Annotated in this window: 13 protein-coding genes; 6 read left to right on the forward strand and 7 right to left on the reverse strand. The window is 39.6% G+C overall.

Annotated elements, in window-relative coordinates:
- Position 1 precedes the first annotated feature (1 nt).
- The 3 genes from ACRD69_RS10390 (at position 2) to ACRD69_RS10400 (ending at position 2,857) form a co-directional block, all read left to right on the forward strand.
- A complete protein-coding gene (locus ACRD69_RS10390; RefSeq protein WP_430815015.1) occupies positions 2 to 505 on the forward strand; it encodes a Spy/CpxP family protein refolding chaperone in 504 nt (167 codons plus the stop codon).
- 99 nt (positions 506 to 604) lie between these two features.
- Positions 605 to 1,492 (forward strand): hypothetical protein, encoded by an 888-nt coding sequence (locus ACRD69_RS10395; RefSeq protein WP_430815016.1) that lies wholly within the window; start codon positions 605 to 607, stop codon positions 1,490 to 1,492.
- Between the two features lie 240 nt (positions 1,493 to 1,732).
- Positions 1,733 to 2,857: a PLP-dependent cysteine synthase family protein gene (locus tag ACRD69_RS10400; RefSeq protein ID WP_430815017.1), complete on the forward strand. Its 1,125-nt coding sequence runs from the start codon at positions 1,733 to 1,735 to the stop codon at positions 2,855 to 2,857.
- A 72-nt stretch (positions 2,858 to 2,929) separates the two neighbouring features.
- On the opposite strand, the gene proC is transcribed toward ACRD69_RS10400, so the two are convergent.
- Together proC and ACRD69_RS10410 are read right to left on the reverse strand one after the other, a co-directional pair.
- Positions 2,930 to 3,736, reverse strand: a complete 807-nt coding sequence (gene proC / locus ACRD69_RS10405; RefSeq protein ID WP_430815018.1) for a pyrroline-5-carboxylate reductase — start codon at positions 3,734 to 3,736, stop codon at positions 2,930 to 2,932.
- A gap of 114 nt (positions 3,737 to 3,850) precedes the next feature.
- Complete coding sequence (locus ACRD69_RS10410; protein ID WP_430815019.1) at positions 3,851 to 4,639, reverse strand: EI24 domain-containing protein; 789 nt, start codon at positions 4,637 to 4,639, stop codon at positions 3,851 to 3,853.
- 97 nt (positions 4,640 to 4,736) lie between these two features.
- Between ACRD69_RS10410 and purB the strand changes: the two genes are divergently transcribed.
- The 3 genes from purB (at position 4,737) to ACRD69_RS10425 (ending at position 8,997) form a co-directional block, all read left to right on the forward strand.
- Positions 4,737 to 6,092, forward strand: a complete 1,356-nt coding sequence (purB, locus tag ACRD69_RS10415; RefSeq protein WP_430815020.1) for an adenylosuccinate lyase — start codon at positions 4,737 to 4,739, stop codon at positions 6,090 to 6,092.
- A 133-nt stretch (positions 6,093 to 6,225) separates the two neighbouring features.
- Positions 6,226 to 8,046, forward strand: a complete 1,821-nt coding sequence (locus ACRD69_RS10420) for an ABC transporter ATP-binding protein (RefSeq protein ID WP_430815021.1) — start codon at positions 6,226 to 6,228, stop codon at positions 8,044 to 8,046.
- A gap of 300 nt (positions 8,047 to 8,346) precedes the next feature.
- Complete coding sequence (locus ACRD69_RS10425; protein ID WP_430815022.1) at positions 8,347 to 8,997, forward strand: hypothetical protein; 651 nt, start codon at positions 8,347 to 8,349, stop codon at positions 8,995 to 8,997.
- 88 nt (positions 8,998 to 9,085) lie between these two features.
- Here ACRD69_RS10425 and ACRD69_RS10430 read toward each other — a convergent pair whose 3' ends face one another.
- From ACRD69_RS10430 to ACRD69_RS10450, 5 genes are all read right to left on the reverse strand, one after another.
- Complete coding sequence (locus tag ACRD69_RS10430) at positions 9,086 to 10,624, reverse strand: SulP family inorganic anion transporter (RefSeq protein WP_430815023.1); 1,539 nt, start codon at positions 10,622 to 10,624, stop codon at positions 9,086 to 9,088.
- A gap of 235 nt (positions 10,625 to 10,859) precedes the next feature.
- Positions 10,860 to 11,921 (reverse strand): uroporphyrinogen decarboxylase family protein, encoded by a 1,062-nt coding sequence (locus ACRD69_RS10435; RefSeq protein ID WP_430815024.1) that lies wholly within the window; start codon positions 11,919 to 11,921, stop codon positions 10,860 to 10,862.
- A 227-nt stretch (positions 11,922 to 12,148) separates the two neighbouring features.
- Positions 12,149 to 12,895: a 23S rRNA (guanosine(2251)-2'-O)-methyltransferase RlmB gene (gene rlmB, locus ACRD69_RS10440; RefSeq protein WP_430815025.1), complete on the reverse strand. Its 747-nt coding sequence runs from the start codon at positions 12,893 to 12,895 to the stop codon at positions 12,149 to 12,151.
- Positions 12,896 to 12,953: 58 nt separating this feature from the next.
- Positions 12,954 to 14,903, reverse strand: coding sequence for an ABC-F family ATP-binding cassette domain-containing protein (locus tag ACRD69_RS10445; RefSeq protein ID WP_430815026.1), 1,950 nt, complete (start codon positions 14,901 to 14,903; stop codon positions 12,954 to 12,956).
- A gap of 82 nt (positions 14,904 to 14,985) precedes the next feature.
- Positions 14,986 to 17,355, reverse strand: coding sequence for an amino acid ABC transporter substrate-binding protein (locus ACRD69_RS10450; protein WP_430815027.1), 2,370 nt, complete (start codon positions 17,353 to 17,355; stop codon positions 14,986 to 14,988).
- Between the last annotated feature and the right edge of the window lie 118 nt (positions 17,356 to 17,473).

Here is a 17,473-nt window from a genome sequence, read left to right on the forward strand (position 1 = left end):
TATGAAAAGACCCTGTAAAATATGCTGGATTATTTTAGCCTTGTTCCTGCTTGGTAATATCATACTATTAGGTTTCTGGTGGTTTGATGACGATCAGGAAGACAGACGGAGAGAGTTCAGTAAGGAAGAACGTCACCAGGGAATGCGTCAACACTTTATCAGGAACGCTGGTATTGATGAAGAGCAATTTGACGAGATGTATGCCCTATGGAAAGAACATTCTAAAAAAATGAACTCCCTCCAGGAATATTCAGACAGCCTGAGGCAAGTACTAAAAGCAGAAACGTTCAGTGACAGTCCAGACAGCCTGGAAGTTAAAGCCTTATTTATAGAAATAGCCGATAAACAAAGACAGATAGAAGAAGCTAACTTCTACCACTACAGAAGGATAAGAAGCATTTGTAAAACAGAAGAGCAAAGGGAGCAGCTAGACAAAATGTTTCGATCCAAAATAATGGATAGACGACCTCAAAGACGTTATAAAGGACACAGAGGTAAACACTAAGCACTTAAAATACTGATATTATATCACTTAGCAAATGCGCGCTTGCTAAGAATGTGATAGCTATATCCGATTGTAAAATAAAACTAAAAATTAAACACGATGAAAAACAGATATTTATTCGCAGCAATTGCAGTACTCTTGACATTCACAACAGTATCTGCACAACGAAATTCGAAACAAGCTAATCGTTCGAACAGGGATATAAAACAACAAGAATGCCGCATTAACAACCTGACTGAAGAACAACAAGACTACCTGAAGCAGGAAAGAGTGAAGTTCCAGAAAGAAATTCAGGCAGATAGAAACCAGTTGGGCGAACTTATGGCAAAAAAGCGCACCCTTGAAACAACCGAACCTCTGAACCAGAAGAACCTTGATAAAGTTTTAAGCGATATCAATGCTGTTAAAACAAGTATGGCGAAAAAAAGGGTTCGACATCAACAAGCCATCAAATCACAGTTGACTGACGAACAGCTAATAGCCTTTGAACAGCATTCGAATAATAACAGAAAAAGAATGCATAAAGGCCAGGGAGCAGATAGCAAAGGAAAATTTGAGTGCATGAGCAAAGGCAGTAAGCAAAATATGCATGGTAAAAAAGGAGGTAATCGAATGAAAGGACACGGTTATGCAAACGGAAGACATTGTGGCAGAGGCCATGGCAAAGGCAACTATAATGAATGCATACTATCAGACGAACTAAAGGAAGAACTTAAAACTGCACGTCTTGAACTGTTAAAACAAGAACAACCTTTAAGCAATCAACTTAATGAATTACGAGCGCAATACAGAACAATAACCTATGGCAGAACGATTGATTTAAAGAAAGTGGACAAAAACATTGATCAACAAGCAGCTATACAGCTTGAACTTGCCAAATTAAAAAGCAAGCATAAACTTGATATAAGAAGTCAGTTAAGTGACGAGGAAAAAATTTGGTTTGACAAGAGGCAAATGCAAAGAATGCGTTATAACGCGATGAATTAAATCAATATTACACATTATTAAAAAGCCCGATTGAAAATATTTTCAATCGGGCTTTTTAAATACCCAAATAAGCAAACCTGCTCATATGTAAATACTTAAATATTTTAATTTGGAGTGAGTGATAAAAATCATAAGCAATTATCCATTTTTTAAGGTAGTATTGTCACCCTAAACGTTTGATTGAGTGTCTTAAAGTAAAGTTACAAATCATAAGCTAAATCCTTAATAAGATTATTTACCATGAATGAAAAGCAATGCAAACGAATCCAGGGTCTGTCAACATTAGTTGGTAATACCCCACTCCTGGCTATTGAATTCGAGTATAAAGGAACAACTAGAAAAATTTACGCCAAAGCTGAATTTCTTAACCTTACGGGTAGTATTAAAGACCGTATGGCTTTCCATATCCTAAGTAAAGCATATGAGGAAGGTCAATTAAAAGAAGGTGACAGAATTATTGAAGCGACAAGTGGTAATACAGGTATTGCTTTTTCTGGTGTAGGAAGAGCAATGGGACATCCGGTTACCATTTTTATGCCTAACTGGATGAGTCAGGAACGCAAGAACCTGATTAAAAGTTTTGGTGCTGATATACGCCTGGTAACACCTGAGGAAGGCGGCTTCCTTGGAAGTATAGATATGGCCAATCAGTTGGCTTCAGAGAATGACAGTACATTTTTACCTCGTCAATTTTCAAATTACGACAATTGCGAGGCACATTATACAACAACAGGCCCTGAATTATACTGGCAGTTAAAATTCCGTTCACTTATTCCTGATGCGTTTGTGGCGGGTGTAGGAACCGGAGGAACTGTTATGGGCGTAGGAAAATATCTCCGCGAGAAAATAGAAGGTGTCAAGATTCATCCCCTTGAACCATCCAATTCACCCACTATGACAACCGGGTATAAAGTTGGAAAACACCGTATCCAGGGTATCTCAGATGAGTTTATTCCTTCCATAGTGAAACTGGATGAATTGGATGAAATTGTCAGCGTTGACGATGGTGACGCAATAATTATGGCGCAGAAATTAAGTGCTGAACTTGGTTTAGGCGTTGGAATTTCAAGTGGCGCCAATTTCCTTGGAGCTCTTAAAATCCAGGAGGAATTGGGTCCTGATGCAGTAGTGGTTACTGTTTTTGCAGATGATAATAAGAAGTATCTGAGTACTGACCTTATGAATGAGGAGCCGGTAAAAGAAGACTTTATGTCTACAGGTGTTGAACTTCACAGCTATGCAGCCTTCAAACGTGTCTGTCATACCTGTTGTGACCCTAAAGATTGCCTGGAATCGTGCTACGAAGGCGGTGAAAGGGAAGTAAAATTACCTGCCTGCCCAAGAAGAGAGACAGTAAGTAATTAGTTTTTATAATAGTTTGATAAAGTTTTGGTTTGATAAGCCACCTCAATAAACGAATTGAGGTGGCTTATTTTTTTAAGATTCTGTTTCAAGTATCTTATTATAACCAGCAACAACTCCCTGTATTAATGAAGAACTAAATCCTTCATACTCCATTTTATTAAGTGATTTTATCGTTACTCCCAGTGGTGTTGTCACCTTATCAATTTCCGGTTCGGGGTGAGAGTTATTTTCAATGATCAACTTTGAGGCACCCTTCATAATCTGTGCGGCAATTTCCTGCGATAATTTCGATGAGAATCCAATCTCAATGCCTCCCTGAGAAGCAGCACGTAAAAAGCGCAGTGCAAAAGCAATTCCACATGATGCCAATACTGTGGCAGCAGGCATTTGAGCTTCAGGGATGACCATTGTTGATCCAAGCTGATCAAAAATATTCACCACATCTTCCTTATAGGATAAGCCTTTTTCGTTAAACGATAATGCGGTCATTGATTCCTGGATAGCTATAGCCGTATTAGGCATTGCTCGAATAATTGGCATATCACCCAGATATTCTTCCAGATCATTGATCTTAATTCCTGATATAACCGAAATTACGACATGATCACCAGACACCAATGTTTCCTTCACCTGACTTAACAGTGCACGTGCAGCAGTTGGTTTTACAGCAATGATCACAATTTCAGCGCCATTAATAGCACTTACGTTGTCTGTGGTGATATTAAATCCATCCTCGTCTTTTAAGTGCTGAATAAATTCCAGTTCAAGGTTGGTAATCGTAATTTGATCAGCGGTCATTAAGCCACTTTTTACAAGCCCTTTTGCGATGGAAGAGCCGAGGTTGCCTCCTCCAAGAATCGCAATGTTTTTAGATATCATCCTGTTTTATGTTGTGTTTGATAAGCAATAATATACTGCACAAAGCTAGACAGGATAATCGATAAAAAAATCACCAATAATGGTGAAATATATCATTGTTTGAGCCCATTTTTATCAGGCAATTGATTTGTTATTTTCGATTACTTCATGCGCTGCCAGCGTAGCAGCAACAACAGAAACAATGGAGATAAAACCGGCTAACATAACTCCTATATAAGGTATCAATAATACAAGCGAGAACACAAAGCCGTTTCCAATAGCAAGGCCTTTATTGCGCCTCATAAATCGTATGCTGACATCTATTTTAAATCGCCTGCGCTCAAAAGTATAATCGAGAAATGAAAAACCATAAAAATAAGCCGAGACCAGAAACAGGGCGACAGGCGTAAGATATCCAACAACAGGTATGAAGCTTAACAGAAATAGCAACACTGTAAAAAACAGTTCAACCGATAAGTTACGCATAGCCAGCAATACTCCCCGTAGGATATCACGCATAAATTGCTGAAAATTGAAAGGTATTGTTGTTCCCGATATAATCTCTTCGGTTTTCTCAGACAGAAAGGCAAAAACAGGAGATAACATTATCAGTATAATATAGCCTCCTATATATGCGTAAATGATGAAAAACAACAATCGTAACACGATCCAGATAAATCCTTTTATCAGACTAATTACAAAGCCTGAGCCCCAAAAATCCCAGGCTTCAATATTCATCCACTCATTGATGGAGGTAATAACACCATCACTAAGTGTTGTTACTGACCAGAACCCACCAATAAAAAGCAGGATATTAAATAATACGGGAAAAATAAAATACCAGCCCAGTTTATTACGGAACATAAAAGATGTTGCCCGTGAATACGATTTCAAACCTAACTGAAAACCTTGTCGATAGTTCATTATTAATGTCTCTCTTTTTAAAATCACACGAGGCCAAAACTAAGCTTTTAGCCGAAAATTTACTACTTTTGTGCTGCCAAAAAATCAAATAGAAAAAATGATGGATATTCAATTATTGACTGCCATATCGCCGGTTGACGGACGATATCGAAACAAAGTAGATGGATTAGCTTTGTATTTTTCTGAATACGCTTTGATCCGCTATCGTGTTCTTGTTGAAATAGAGTACTTTATTGCTCTATGTGAGCAACCTCTTCCTCAATTGGCCGACTTTGACAAAGCGCTTTACGAAGACTTGCGCAAAGTATATAAGAACTTTGAATTGGAAGATGCCGACCGCATTAAAGAAATTGAATCGGTAACCAATCATGATGTAAAAGCAGTTGAATACTTCATCAAAGAAAAATTTGATGATTTAAAGCTTGAGAAATACAAAGAGTTTATCCACTTCGGTTTAACTTCTCAGGACATTAATAATACTGCTGTTCCTTATTCATTGCGTGATGCAGTGCACGATATCTACTATCCATTATTGGAAGAATTAATTCAAACGCTGGATCAGCTGGCTACTGAATGGAAAGATATTCCAATGTTGGCCAAAACACATGGACAACCAGCCTCTCCTACCCGTTTAGGTAAAGAGATGAAAGTGTATGTTGAGCGCCTTAACAAACAACTGGCCTTATTAAAGGGCATTCCTTGTTCTGCTAAGTTCGGTGGTGCAACAGGTAACTTCAATGCTCACAATGCTGCTTATCCTGAAATTAACTGGGTTGATTTTGGTAACAACTTCGTTAATAACATCCTTAAGTTAGACCGCGAGCAAGTTACAACCCAGATTTCGAACTACGATAACATGGCTGCCAGTTTTGATAACTTCAAGCGCATCAATGTAATCTTGTTGGACCTGGCCCGTGACTTCTGGACATACATCATGATGGAGTACTTTAAGCAGAAGATTAAAAAAGGTGAAGTTGGCTCCAGTGCAATGCCACACAAGGTAAACCCTATTGACTTTGAAAACGCTGAGGGTAACCTGGGTATTGCCAATTCTATTTTCTCTCACTTAGCTGAGAAATTACCGGTTTCACGTTTACAGCGAGACTTAACCGATTCAACTGTATTACGTAACATAGGTGTACCAATTGCACACTCGGTTATTTCTATTCGCTCATTAGCTAAAGGTTTAGGTAAACTTTTATTGAATGAAAACGCTATTAAGCGCGACCTGGAAGATAACTGGGCGGTTGTAGCTGAAGGTATTCAAACCATTCTTCGTCGTGAAGGTTATCCTAACCCATATGAAGCTTTAAAAGAGCTTACACGTACCAATGAAGAAATTAACGCCAAAACAATGGCTGCCTTTATTGAAACATTAAAAGTTTCGGAAGAGGTAAAAGAAGAAATGAGAGCTCTGACTCCTCACTCTTACACCGGCGTTTTTAAGATATAACATTAGCATTACTTGTGATTCGGGCAGTAAAAGCATAATTTTACTGCCCGTTTTGCATTTATGGCAAGAAGATTGACTTACGTGTATAACGGCCAATAACTGTCATAATGACATCAAAAGCAATTAATCAATAATGAAAGATTTTTTTAGAGTACTACGCATTTATTTGCCTCCATACAAAGTCAAATTAGCATTAAGTTTCTTATTTAACCTGCTGGGTGCATTGTTCATTGTCTTTTCAATGCTAGCAATGATCCCTATGCTTAAGGTTATATTACAGGATGATCAGGAAGTAACAAACCTGATGGCATGGTCTCTTGATAAGGATGCTCTTTTTAATAATATCAACTACTACATCACCATTGTAAAAAACAAATATGGACCTGGCTCCACTTTACTTTACCTGGGTTTATTCGGTATAATCACTACAATGTTAAAAGTAGGTTTTTCTTATCTGGCCTCTTATACAACGGTGGGCATCCGCAATGGCGTTACACGTGACATCAGAAAAGCCATTTATAACAAAATGATAGAACTTCCATTAGGCTTCTACAGCAATGAACGCAAAGGCGATATGATGGCTCGTTCTACTGCCGATGTTCAGGAAGTTGAAACATCTGTGATGTCATCTTTAGATATGTTCCTGAAGAATCCAATTATCATTATTGTGGTTTTGATCTCAATGTTTTATGTGAGCCTTGAATTAACCCTGTTTGTATTCCTCGTTCTGCCCATTGCAGGCTTTGCTATCGGACGCATCGGTAAAAGTCTTAAGAAGACTTCACGTGAAGGTCAGACTAAATTAGGCCTGATCCTTGGCATTATTGAAGAGTCCCTTTCCGGCTTAAGGATCATTAAAGCATTTAATGCAGAAAGCAGAATGGCCGGACGCTTTACCAAGGAGGTAGAAAGCTATCGCCGAACAATGAATAAGCTGCAAAGACGCAGACACCTGGCACATCCTACCAGTGAATTTCTCGGTACAATTGTTTTTGTTATCATCCTATGGTATGGTGGTTCACTTATCCTTAATGAGGATAAAAGCCTCGACATGTCAACATTCTTTGCGTACCTGGGTATGTTCTATCAGATCATCAATCCGGCCAAGGCATTCTCGCAGGCAGCCTATAGCATTCAAAAAGGAATGGCAGCTTATGAACGTATTGAAGCAGTACTGGAAGCCGACCTGGACATCAAGGAGCACGATGGATCTCAAGAAATCAAAGAGTTTAAAAGCCATGTGGAATACCGTAACATTACTTTTGCGTACGAGGATGTAAAAGTTCTGAAAGACGTTAGTCTGACCATACCTCAAGGCAAAACAGTGGCATTGGTTGGGCAGTCTGGTAGCGGAAAAACTACATTTGTAGACTTGCTTCCACGCTTTTACGATGTGCAAAGTGGTGGTATTTATATAGATGGCACAAATATTAAAGATCTCAAGCTATTTGATTTACGTGAACTAATGGGTAATGTAAATCAGGAAGCCATTCTATTTAATGATACCATTTACAATAACATTACTTTTGGTGTTGAGCACGCCACTGAAGAAGAAGTTATTAATGCAGCTAAAGTTGCCAATGCACATGATTTTATCACATCGACAGAAGATGGCTATCAAACGGTTATCGGAGATCGTGGCAGCAAGTTATCAGGTGGTCAGCGCCAGCGTTTGAGTATTGCGCGTGCTATTCTGAAAAACCCTCCAATACTGATTCTGGATGAAGCAACTTCTGCTCTTGACACCGAATCAGAACGCCTGGTACAGGATGCTTTGGAGAACCTGATGAAAAACCGGACATCATTGGTTATTGCCCACCGCTTGTCAACTGTTCGCAATGCTGACCTGATATGCGTATTCAATGAGGGGCAAATTGTAGAAACAGGTACCCATGATGAACTGATTGAAAAAGACGGCATATACAAAAAGCTGCATTCTATGCAAATGAGCTAAACCTATACATGATAAATAAAGCTGTCTCTGAAGAAATTCAGGGACAGTTTTTTTATGTCTTAACAGGTATAGCTTCAATCAATTTTAAGTGGTGCTCTTGAACAAATACCAGAAGTCTACTTTGACAAACACGACCTCGTTTGGCATTTAATGACATGAAAAGCAAGTTTTAGACACTCAACCACAACTTCATTAGCAACTGACTATCTGAACATTATAAAATACTTCACATTTTTTAACATCAATTCCGTAACATTTCGGCATCAAACTACATAAATACATATTAAAAACTTGTAGGATATGATGTTGAAAGATTGGGTTGGGTTAGTTACAGGTTTAGTAATATCTTCTGTTGTTACAGCACAAAATGCTGTTGATGCCAAAATCAAACGTTACAATAAAATAGGAAACTTAAAAGTTGACACAACTTTTAATTGCACATACCTGAATGATTTTATGATACCTTACCAGGAATTTGCAGACCTTCATAATTGTAAGATCAAGATTAAAAGCAAGAAACTAAAAACAACCATGGCGGCACGTCCACATTTCTTGTCTTTACTGCTGGGTAAAAGAAATCGCCGTTACGTTATCCTGGTCAACAAAAAAGAATCGTTCAAGGGTGTTCATTTAAAAGATGTACCATCTGAAGCAAGAGTTGGATTGTTCGCCCACGAGTTAATGCACATTCGTGATTATGAAAGTCGTAAAGTGACAGGAGTTATGGAGCGTGGTTTTCAATACCTGTCACAGAATGGAAAGAAAAAAGTAGAGCATTACACAGACAGCCTGACAATTGCTGCGGGTTTTGGTCAACACTTGTACGAATGGGCTTCTTTTGTGCTACATGACTCCGATGCCTGCGAGGAATACAAAAGCTTTAAATCAGAAGTATATATGTCACCGGTTACTATTCTATCACAAATGGAATCAACACGACCGCGACCATAACAATGCCTTAGTCATCTTTAGATATAAATGTAAAATAGCCGGTGAAGCATCATTCCACCGGCTATTTTATTTATATTATTTACTAAGATCAGGCATCATATACCACCATAAACTTACGCTTATCCGGGTCAATTGAAACATCAATTTTCGCTGTCGCCAACAAGTCTTTGCACCCCTTTGAGAGGTTGACGAACGAAATTTCCTTACCAAGTTCCAGGTACTTATCATTCAGCTTTCTAATGGCCTCTATCCCACTTTGGTCAACCACACGGCTGCTTTCAAAGTCAACAATAATCTTGTCTTCATCATTTTTCGCATCAAATATCTCTGCAAAAGCAGTCGTAGAGCCAAAAAACAACGGACCATGAATATCGTAATGTTTAATACCATTCTCATCTGTTCGACGACGCGCGTGAATACCTGTAGCGTGATCCCATGCAAATGATAAAGCAGATAGAATAACACCAATAGCGACTGCCAGTGCCAGGTTATGGAAAAATACTGTTACCACAGCCACGATGATCATAATAAGAAAATCGGCAAACGGTGTTTTCTTAAAGTTTTTAATACTGGACCATTCGAAGGTACCATAAGCCACCATAAACATTACCCCAATAAGAGCAGCAACAGGTATTTGTTCTATAACAGGCGACAAGAACATAATAAACATCAATAAGGTGATGGCTGCAACCAAACCTGACAAGCGACCACGTGCTCCTGAATTAATGTTGATCATACTCTGTCCAATCATCGCACATCCACCCATACTTCCAAATAAACCGGAAATAAAGTTGGCAATACCCTGCGCCATACTCTCCCGGTTACCACTACCACGCGTGTCGGTGCGCTCATCAATGATCGTTAGAGTTAACAGGCTTTCAATCAATCCTACTCCAGCGACACTCAACGCCGGCAGAAAGATTATTTTTAATGTCGCCATGCTAAATAGGTCGGCCGGATAATCCGTAAATATTGACGGCAGCCCCCCTTGCATCGATTTTCCTTTCAGAAGGTTTAAGACAGTTGGTGTTTCAATACCAGGCATAAAGGACAAACCGGCAATGACTAAAATAGCTACCAGTGCCGATGGAATGGCTTTGGTAAATCGGGGTAACACAACCATAATTACAATGGTTAATACCACCAGTGCGGACAATGTAAATAGTTTTGTACCTGTATAATATGCAAACACTCCTGAAGCATCACTACCAAACATTGGAAATTGAGCCATAAAGATGACAATGGCAAGGCCATTTACAAACCCAAGCATCACCGAGTGGGGTACTAATCGAATAAATTTACCCAGTCGCAATGCACCTACAGCCATTTGCATAATCCCACCCAATATGATCGTAGGGTATAAATATGCTTCACCATAAGTTTGTACAGTAGCGGCAACAACAACTGCTATGGCTCCTGTAGCACCTGAAATCATACCTGGGCGACCACCTAACAATGAAGTAAAGAATCCCATAATACAGGCTGCATATAAGCCGATTAGCGGATCGACACCTGCAATAAACGAGAATGCGATGGCTTCAGGAACCAGCGCGATGGCGACCGTTATACCTGATAAAATTTCATTTTTAACACTTGAACCATGAATCAGTTCTTTAATAAAAGTCATGTATAGTTATTTTAAGTTACTACAGCACAATCAGGCATTGAATTAACAATGCTCTCGCAATATTTATAGTTGGGGATTTAACTGTTTATCAAACAGCCATAAAAGGATAATGAATTAGCGGGCGCAAAGATAGGAATAATGCAGCTAAGACGAAAACTTTAATTTTAAGAGAATGTAAAAAAAAGCCTTGTTTCACCACTCATGAAACAAGGCCAGTAATGCGATTATTATACTATTAATATCTCCACTCTTTGGCAGCTTCATACATAGCCACCACATTTTCTACAGGTGTTTCCACCTTTAATTTGTGAGAAGGACCTAAAATAAAACCTCCTCCCGGCGCCATGGTGTCAAGCAATTGCTTAACTCCGTCTTTAACTTGTTTTTCAGTTCCTTTGCGCAGTAACAACTCTTCATCTAAAGCTCCTGAAAAGGTGATATACCTGCCAAAATCCTCTTTCAAACCACCCGGCTCCATTCCATTGGCCCTGGTTTGAATAGGATCAAGAACATCAGCTCCCAAGCTAATAAATTCTGGTAGTAATTTCCTTACTCCACCACACGAATGCATATAGAACTTCACACCATTCTGGCGCGGAATTTCAACAAAAGCTTCAATGCTAGGCTTACAATATTGTTCCCAAATGTCATTACTGATTGCCAAACCCGATTGAGACCCAAAGTCATCGGCGATCCTGATAAAATCAACACCTCCATTAGCCTTGTCAAAAAACTTTGATATGAAATCTAAATAGAACTCACTAACTTTTTGTGTTAGAGCATTAAAGAATCTGGGGTGATACATAATAACATCCATAAATGCATCACGTCCCAATAAACGCTGAATAATGCGGAACAAACCCGGTGACGAATACCCGGGAGCCGACATCACTGCGTAATCCTTGTACTTTTCGATTTTCTTTGGCAACGAATCAAAATCGAACAAATCGGTTGTAGGCCAGTTAAAATCATCCAACACAGCCGGGTCTGTTTGTCCTTCCAAAGGAAAACCGGTGGCTTCCCAGAACGAAAAGTCACCTTTGTTTACTCTTGAATAACCAACTCCCCATATATCGGTCTTTGTAAGACCATCATCCCCCACTAATTCTTTTCCTACATAATCCGGCTCAACCCAACGAAAGTCAACATCCAGATATTCCAATAGTTGATCACGATTTTGAAATCCCAGGTGCTCCATCAACTTAGCACCAAACTCAGGGACGTCCCAGTAGAAAAATGGCACTCGATCCGCTTGTTCGTGGTTCAGTGCCTTCAGGACTCTTTCCTTGTGAATCATAAGCGTTGCTTTTGATTTAAAAAATGAATTTTCTCATCGCAAAACTCATCGAATTTAGAAAAGATATGACAAAAATCAAATTTTTCAGGATGAAAGGCCTGTTTTTTATGACTAAAATAGAGGTATAACTTTGTCTATTCCCGAGTATTTACAGGTGTTTTAACCTATAAACGGTAGAAATGTTAAATTTTAACTTTATATCAATTAAAACTTACAAAACCGTTAAATTACTCCCTTACTTTAACAATTTCATACATTAATATGCCTGCAGCTACGGATACGTTAAGCGATTCAATATCGCCGAGAATCGGTATCTTACTTTTGATCTCGGCAGCAGCTAAAATTTTAGGATTTACCCCTCTGTCCTCGGCTCCCATAACCAATGCAATTGGTCCGCGATAATTGGCTTTATCATAGTCAATAGCACCTTTCTCTGTTGCAGCAACAACTTTAAGTCCGCTATTCTGCAGAAACTCCACAGTTGAAATAAGACTGCGAACGCGACAAACCGGTATGGTGTGTAAAGCTCCTGCTGATGTTTTGATGGCATCAGATGTAACGGCAGCAGCGCCTGTTTCCGGAATAATGATAGCATCAACCCCTGCACATTCAGCAGTACGGGCTATTGCGCCAAAGTTACGCACATCGGTAATATGGTCAAGAACTAATACAAACGGATCCTTTCCTTCATCAAATAAGGATGGAATCAGCTGCTCGGCGTCCTGGTATGTAACAGGCGAGATCATCGCAATTACTCCCTGATGATTTTGGCGTGTGATACGATTCAGCTTTTCAATTGGAACAAACTGAAATGGTATGTTGTTGGCACGAACAAGATCAAGAAAGTTTTGAAACAGGGTCCCCTGCAGACCTTTCTTAAGCATCACTTTTTCAATCTCTTTTCCTGCACTAATGGCTTCCTGTACGGCACGAATACCGAATATCATTTGTTGTTCCTTCTCTTGCTTTGACATAGTTGTAATTTGTATTGTTAGTTGCCCGTGATGTGTTAATTTAATTTCTTAGTTGCATTTAATCCAGCTCTGCTTTCTGCTGCTGCAGTTTCTCAAGGTTCTCATTTGCCTCCTCCCACGATGTCATCTCACTTTCCAATGCGGTCTCAGTTTCTTTGTATTCGGTAAACAAATTTGTATCAGATGCATTCTCGGGCAGGCTTATCCTGGTATTCAACTCCTCGATCTTCTCTTCTAGCTTTGCTATATTCGCTTCACTCTGCTCAACCTGTCGCTCGGCTTTCTTTATTTGCTTATTAAGTTCTTTTCGTTCTTCAAATGACAGTTTACCTTTTGAGCTTTCCTGTTTTGGTGATTCATTCTTTTTAGAAGCAATGGATGCATTCAACTCATTAAGACTTTCCATCTTCTTTTTCTCCAAAAAGCTGTAAATACCCCCCAGGTGTTCCTTAATTTTTTTATGACGAAACTCGTAAACTTTATCAACAAGACCATCTAAAAATTCACGATCATGGGAAACCAGAATGACTGTACCATCAAAATCACGCAATGCCTGCTTGAGAATATCTTTGGAACGCATGTCAAGGTGATTGGTCGGCTCATCGAGAATAAGCAAATTGACCGGCTCCAGCAATAATTTAACCATTGCCAAACGTGTTCGCTCACCTCCTGAAAGCACCGATACCTTTTTATCCACATCTTCGCCCGAAAACATAAAAGCACCTAACAGATCACGCACCTTGGTTCTGATATCGCCTACGGCTACCAGGTCTATGGTTTCAAACACCGTATGACTTTCATCCAGTCGCTCGGCCTGGTCCTGGGCAAAGTAGCCTATCTTAACATTGTGCCCCATGGTTAACTTACCCTGATGGGCCAGTTCGCTCATTATGATGCGGGCCATTGTTGTTTTACCCTCGCCGTTACGACCAACAAAAGCAACCTTTTCCCCGCGCTCTATGGTCAAATCCACTTCATTGAGCACCAGCAGGTCACCATACGACTTAGTAACTTCTTCTCCTTTTACCACAACGGTTCCTGAACGAGGAGCAGGAGGAAATTTTATATTCAAGGCTGAGTTGTCAAATTCATCGACCTCAATCCGGTCCAGCTTCTCCAACTGCTTAATACGCGATTGCACCTGCACGGCCTTGGTTGCCTTATACCTGAATCGTTCTATAAATTTTTCGGTATCCTCAATCTTTTTCTGCTGATTGGTAAAGGCATTCAACTGCTGTTCACGCCTTTCCTTGCGCAACTCTATAAATTTTGAATAACTGGCTTTGTAATCATAGATCCTGCCAAGGGATATTTCAATACTACGCTTGGTTATATTATCCAAAAATGCTTTATCGTGCGATATAAGCACTACAGCTCCGCTATATGTCTTTAAGAAGTCCTCCAGCCATTGTATCGAATCAATATCCAAATGGTTAGTGGGCTCATCAAGCAGGAAAATATCAGGTTGCTCAAGCAGAATTTTTGCCAGTTCTATGCGCATTCGCCAACCTCCGCTGAATTCACCTGTATTACGACCGAAGTCGCTTCGCTCAAAGCCTAATCCTTTTAATGTGGTTTCAATTAAAGCCTCATGGTTACTTCCCCCCAACAGGTTAAAACGCTCATTATACTCATTCAGCTTGTCAAGAAGTGCCATGTATGATTCCGATTCATAATCGGTGCGTTCGGCTATCTCTAAATTGATATCCGCTATCTTTTTCTCCAAACCTTTCAGCTCTGCAAATGCAAGCTCAACCTCCTCAACCACTGTACGGGTATCATCATACTTCATATGCTGAGGAAGATACCCTATTTTAGCACCTCTGGGCAAGGATACTGTGCCTGCAGTAGGCTCCTGATGACCTGAAATGATCTTTAGTAAAGTTGACTTACCAGCTCCGTTTTTACCGATCAAACCAATACGGTCTTTGTTATTGATCAAAAAAGATACGTCTTCAAATAGTTTGAAGCCACCAAAATCAACTGTTAACTGATTAATTGAAACCATTCATTAAAATTTGTGCAAAGATAGCATAAAAAAGCTGACAGCGAGATGCCATCAGCTTCGGGTAAATTTATCTTTTTAATACTTATTGCAGATCTTCAATGTCCAGGGTGAAATCAGGGTTAAACTTCAATATAAATAATCCCTGGTTATAAAATCCACCCCAGTTTGACACGCGTAAATAGTTCATCTTTGATTGAATTGTATGCGGATGATGATGCTGCACACAATGAGGGAAATCCGCCCCATAATCGCGTAATGCACTAATGAAGTAGTAGGTCACATCATGCCCCCATAAACTGTAACGACTCATATTTGACTGTACAGAAGCAGTCTGGAAAAACGGAGAAATGGCAAAAGGCTCTGTTTTAAACCAATGGCGATAAGCTTTAATGCGCTCATCGTTTATTTCATTGTTATAATCCACCGCATAATTACTAAAGATATGACCGTTTAACTTATGTATATCTTCTGGGTTAATTGTATTAAACTTCATCCACCCCGGCAAGCCCCAAAGTGTTACATCGGCTTTTGTTTTATCGGCAGCTCCCTTTACGGTGGTAACGATGCGGTTTACCTGCGCTTCTTCTTTTGATGGGATGATGATCGTATTGCCCTTATTCTTATCAAACATACGCTCAAGGCTCACCAGGTCATCCTGCTTAAACTTGTACTCAACAAAGTCAGGCACCTCACCATTCTTAAAACTCTCCCAATACACTTTATCCCTGATCGTTTGGCTTAAACGCTGTTCAAATTTGTTATCCACACTCTCTGTTCGAATCATAACCAGGCGATTTCCCCTAGAGCTTTGGATCATTTGAGTGGCCATTTTATCGAACACTAAGGTATCTGAAGGATTAGCCTGAAATAACAAAGGGTTGTTATCCATTGCCTGATCCAAGGTTGATAAAGGGAACACCAATGGAATATTATGCTTCTTAGAGAAATCAGATACATACTTCAGGTTAGATGACTGAGCCGGACCAATGATCAGATCGGCATACAGCATTTCCGGTTTTTGCAATATTTCCTGAATCCTGCTGCTATCCGGTGCTGTATCAAACACAAATAAATCGACATTTACACCTTCCTCTTTAAGTCTTTCAAGGGCCAGCAATGTTCCCTGGTAAAACTCCACAAACACCTTTGAACGCATGGACAATCGACGCTTTTCTCTGGCTATCTCAACAATTTCCCCATCAACTTCCTCGTGTTTGAAATTCATTTTTCGCGTAGCCTCTACGTTAAAAGGTAAAAGCAAGGCCACCTTAAGGGTTGGCTTAGTCAGACTATAATCATAATTGTCGCACTCTTTTTTCTCGAAAGCAAAAACAGCTTCAGAACTACGATCTGTATCAACTTCCTTAGCCTGACGTTCTGACTCATAATACTGCTCAACCCATTGCTTGGAAGGCACTTTAATAACCATTCCCTTACGCCATTTATTAAGATCAATGCCGGCTGCTTCATTTACTTTCTCAATCATCTCCGACGGAACATCGTACTTTTTAGCAACATCGTACAAATACTCACGTTTCTTTATTTTGTGATTGATCAGACCAGCCTCTCCCGCAAATTTGTTTTCCTTTGCTGCTTTAATGCTTGATTTGGGTATTCGAAGTATATAACCAACCGGCAAGTCATTGGCATGTATGGAACTATTGGCCACTGCCACTTCATTTTGTTTGGCATTGTATTTATCAGCAATACTGAACAATGTTTCACCAGGCTGAATTTTGTGATAGAAATACAAGGCATCTTCCGTTCCCTCTATTTTCTCTGTCAGAACAGGCTGTTCCTTGTTAATCGAATCAGCTGGAATACGCACATAAGTCCCTGTTTTTAGCATGCCCGATTCAAGCCCTTCATTATGCTTCAGAATATCTTCAACACGGAGCTTATAACGTCGGGCAATACCATACAATGTCTCTTTGGGCTCAACCTTATGCACATAATAGCCATCTTCACGTTTATCCTCATTTTCGCGACGCACCTCTTGCTTAGGTATTTTGATGATTGTGCCCAACAACAAAGTTTCCTCACTTCCGGGGTTATTGTCATAAATATCCTGCTTGTCAACCCGGTACTTATTAGCGATGTAAAAAACGGTTTGACCCGGCTCGACGGTATGGTAAATGTATTTTTCGTTCTGTAGCTGTTCTTGAGTACTATTTCGACCTTTAATTACAGGTACCTTTATAATCTGCCCCAGTTTTAAGCCAAAAGCAGCAGAAGGGTTCTCTTCTAATATTTCTTTTTGTGAAACGCCGTAAATAACCCCAATACGATATAAGCCTTCGCTTTTACGCACTTTATGCAGATAATACTCCTTCCCATCCACAATTGTTTTTTCTGTTCCTTCAGGAATAGACTCCTGCGCCATAACCCGGGTTACAAAAGATGCAGAAAAAGAAATGAATATAGTTATCAGTGTAATTGCGAAATACTTCATATGTTTCATTGATCATGTTGATACTATCATCTCATATTGGATCCTGGTCATAATACTAAGATAGATTTCGAGATGAATGTCCAAAAATAAAAAAAGCGGTGCTACCAAACAAAGGTAA

It is taken from the genome of Carboxylicivirga agarovorans (assembly GCF_050589845.1).
GTDB classification, from domain to species: Bacteria; Bacteroidota; Bacteroidia; order Bacteroidales; family Marinilabiliaceae; genus Carboxylicivirga; species Carboxylicivirga agarovorans.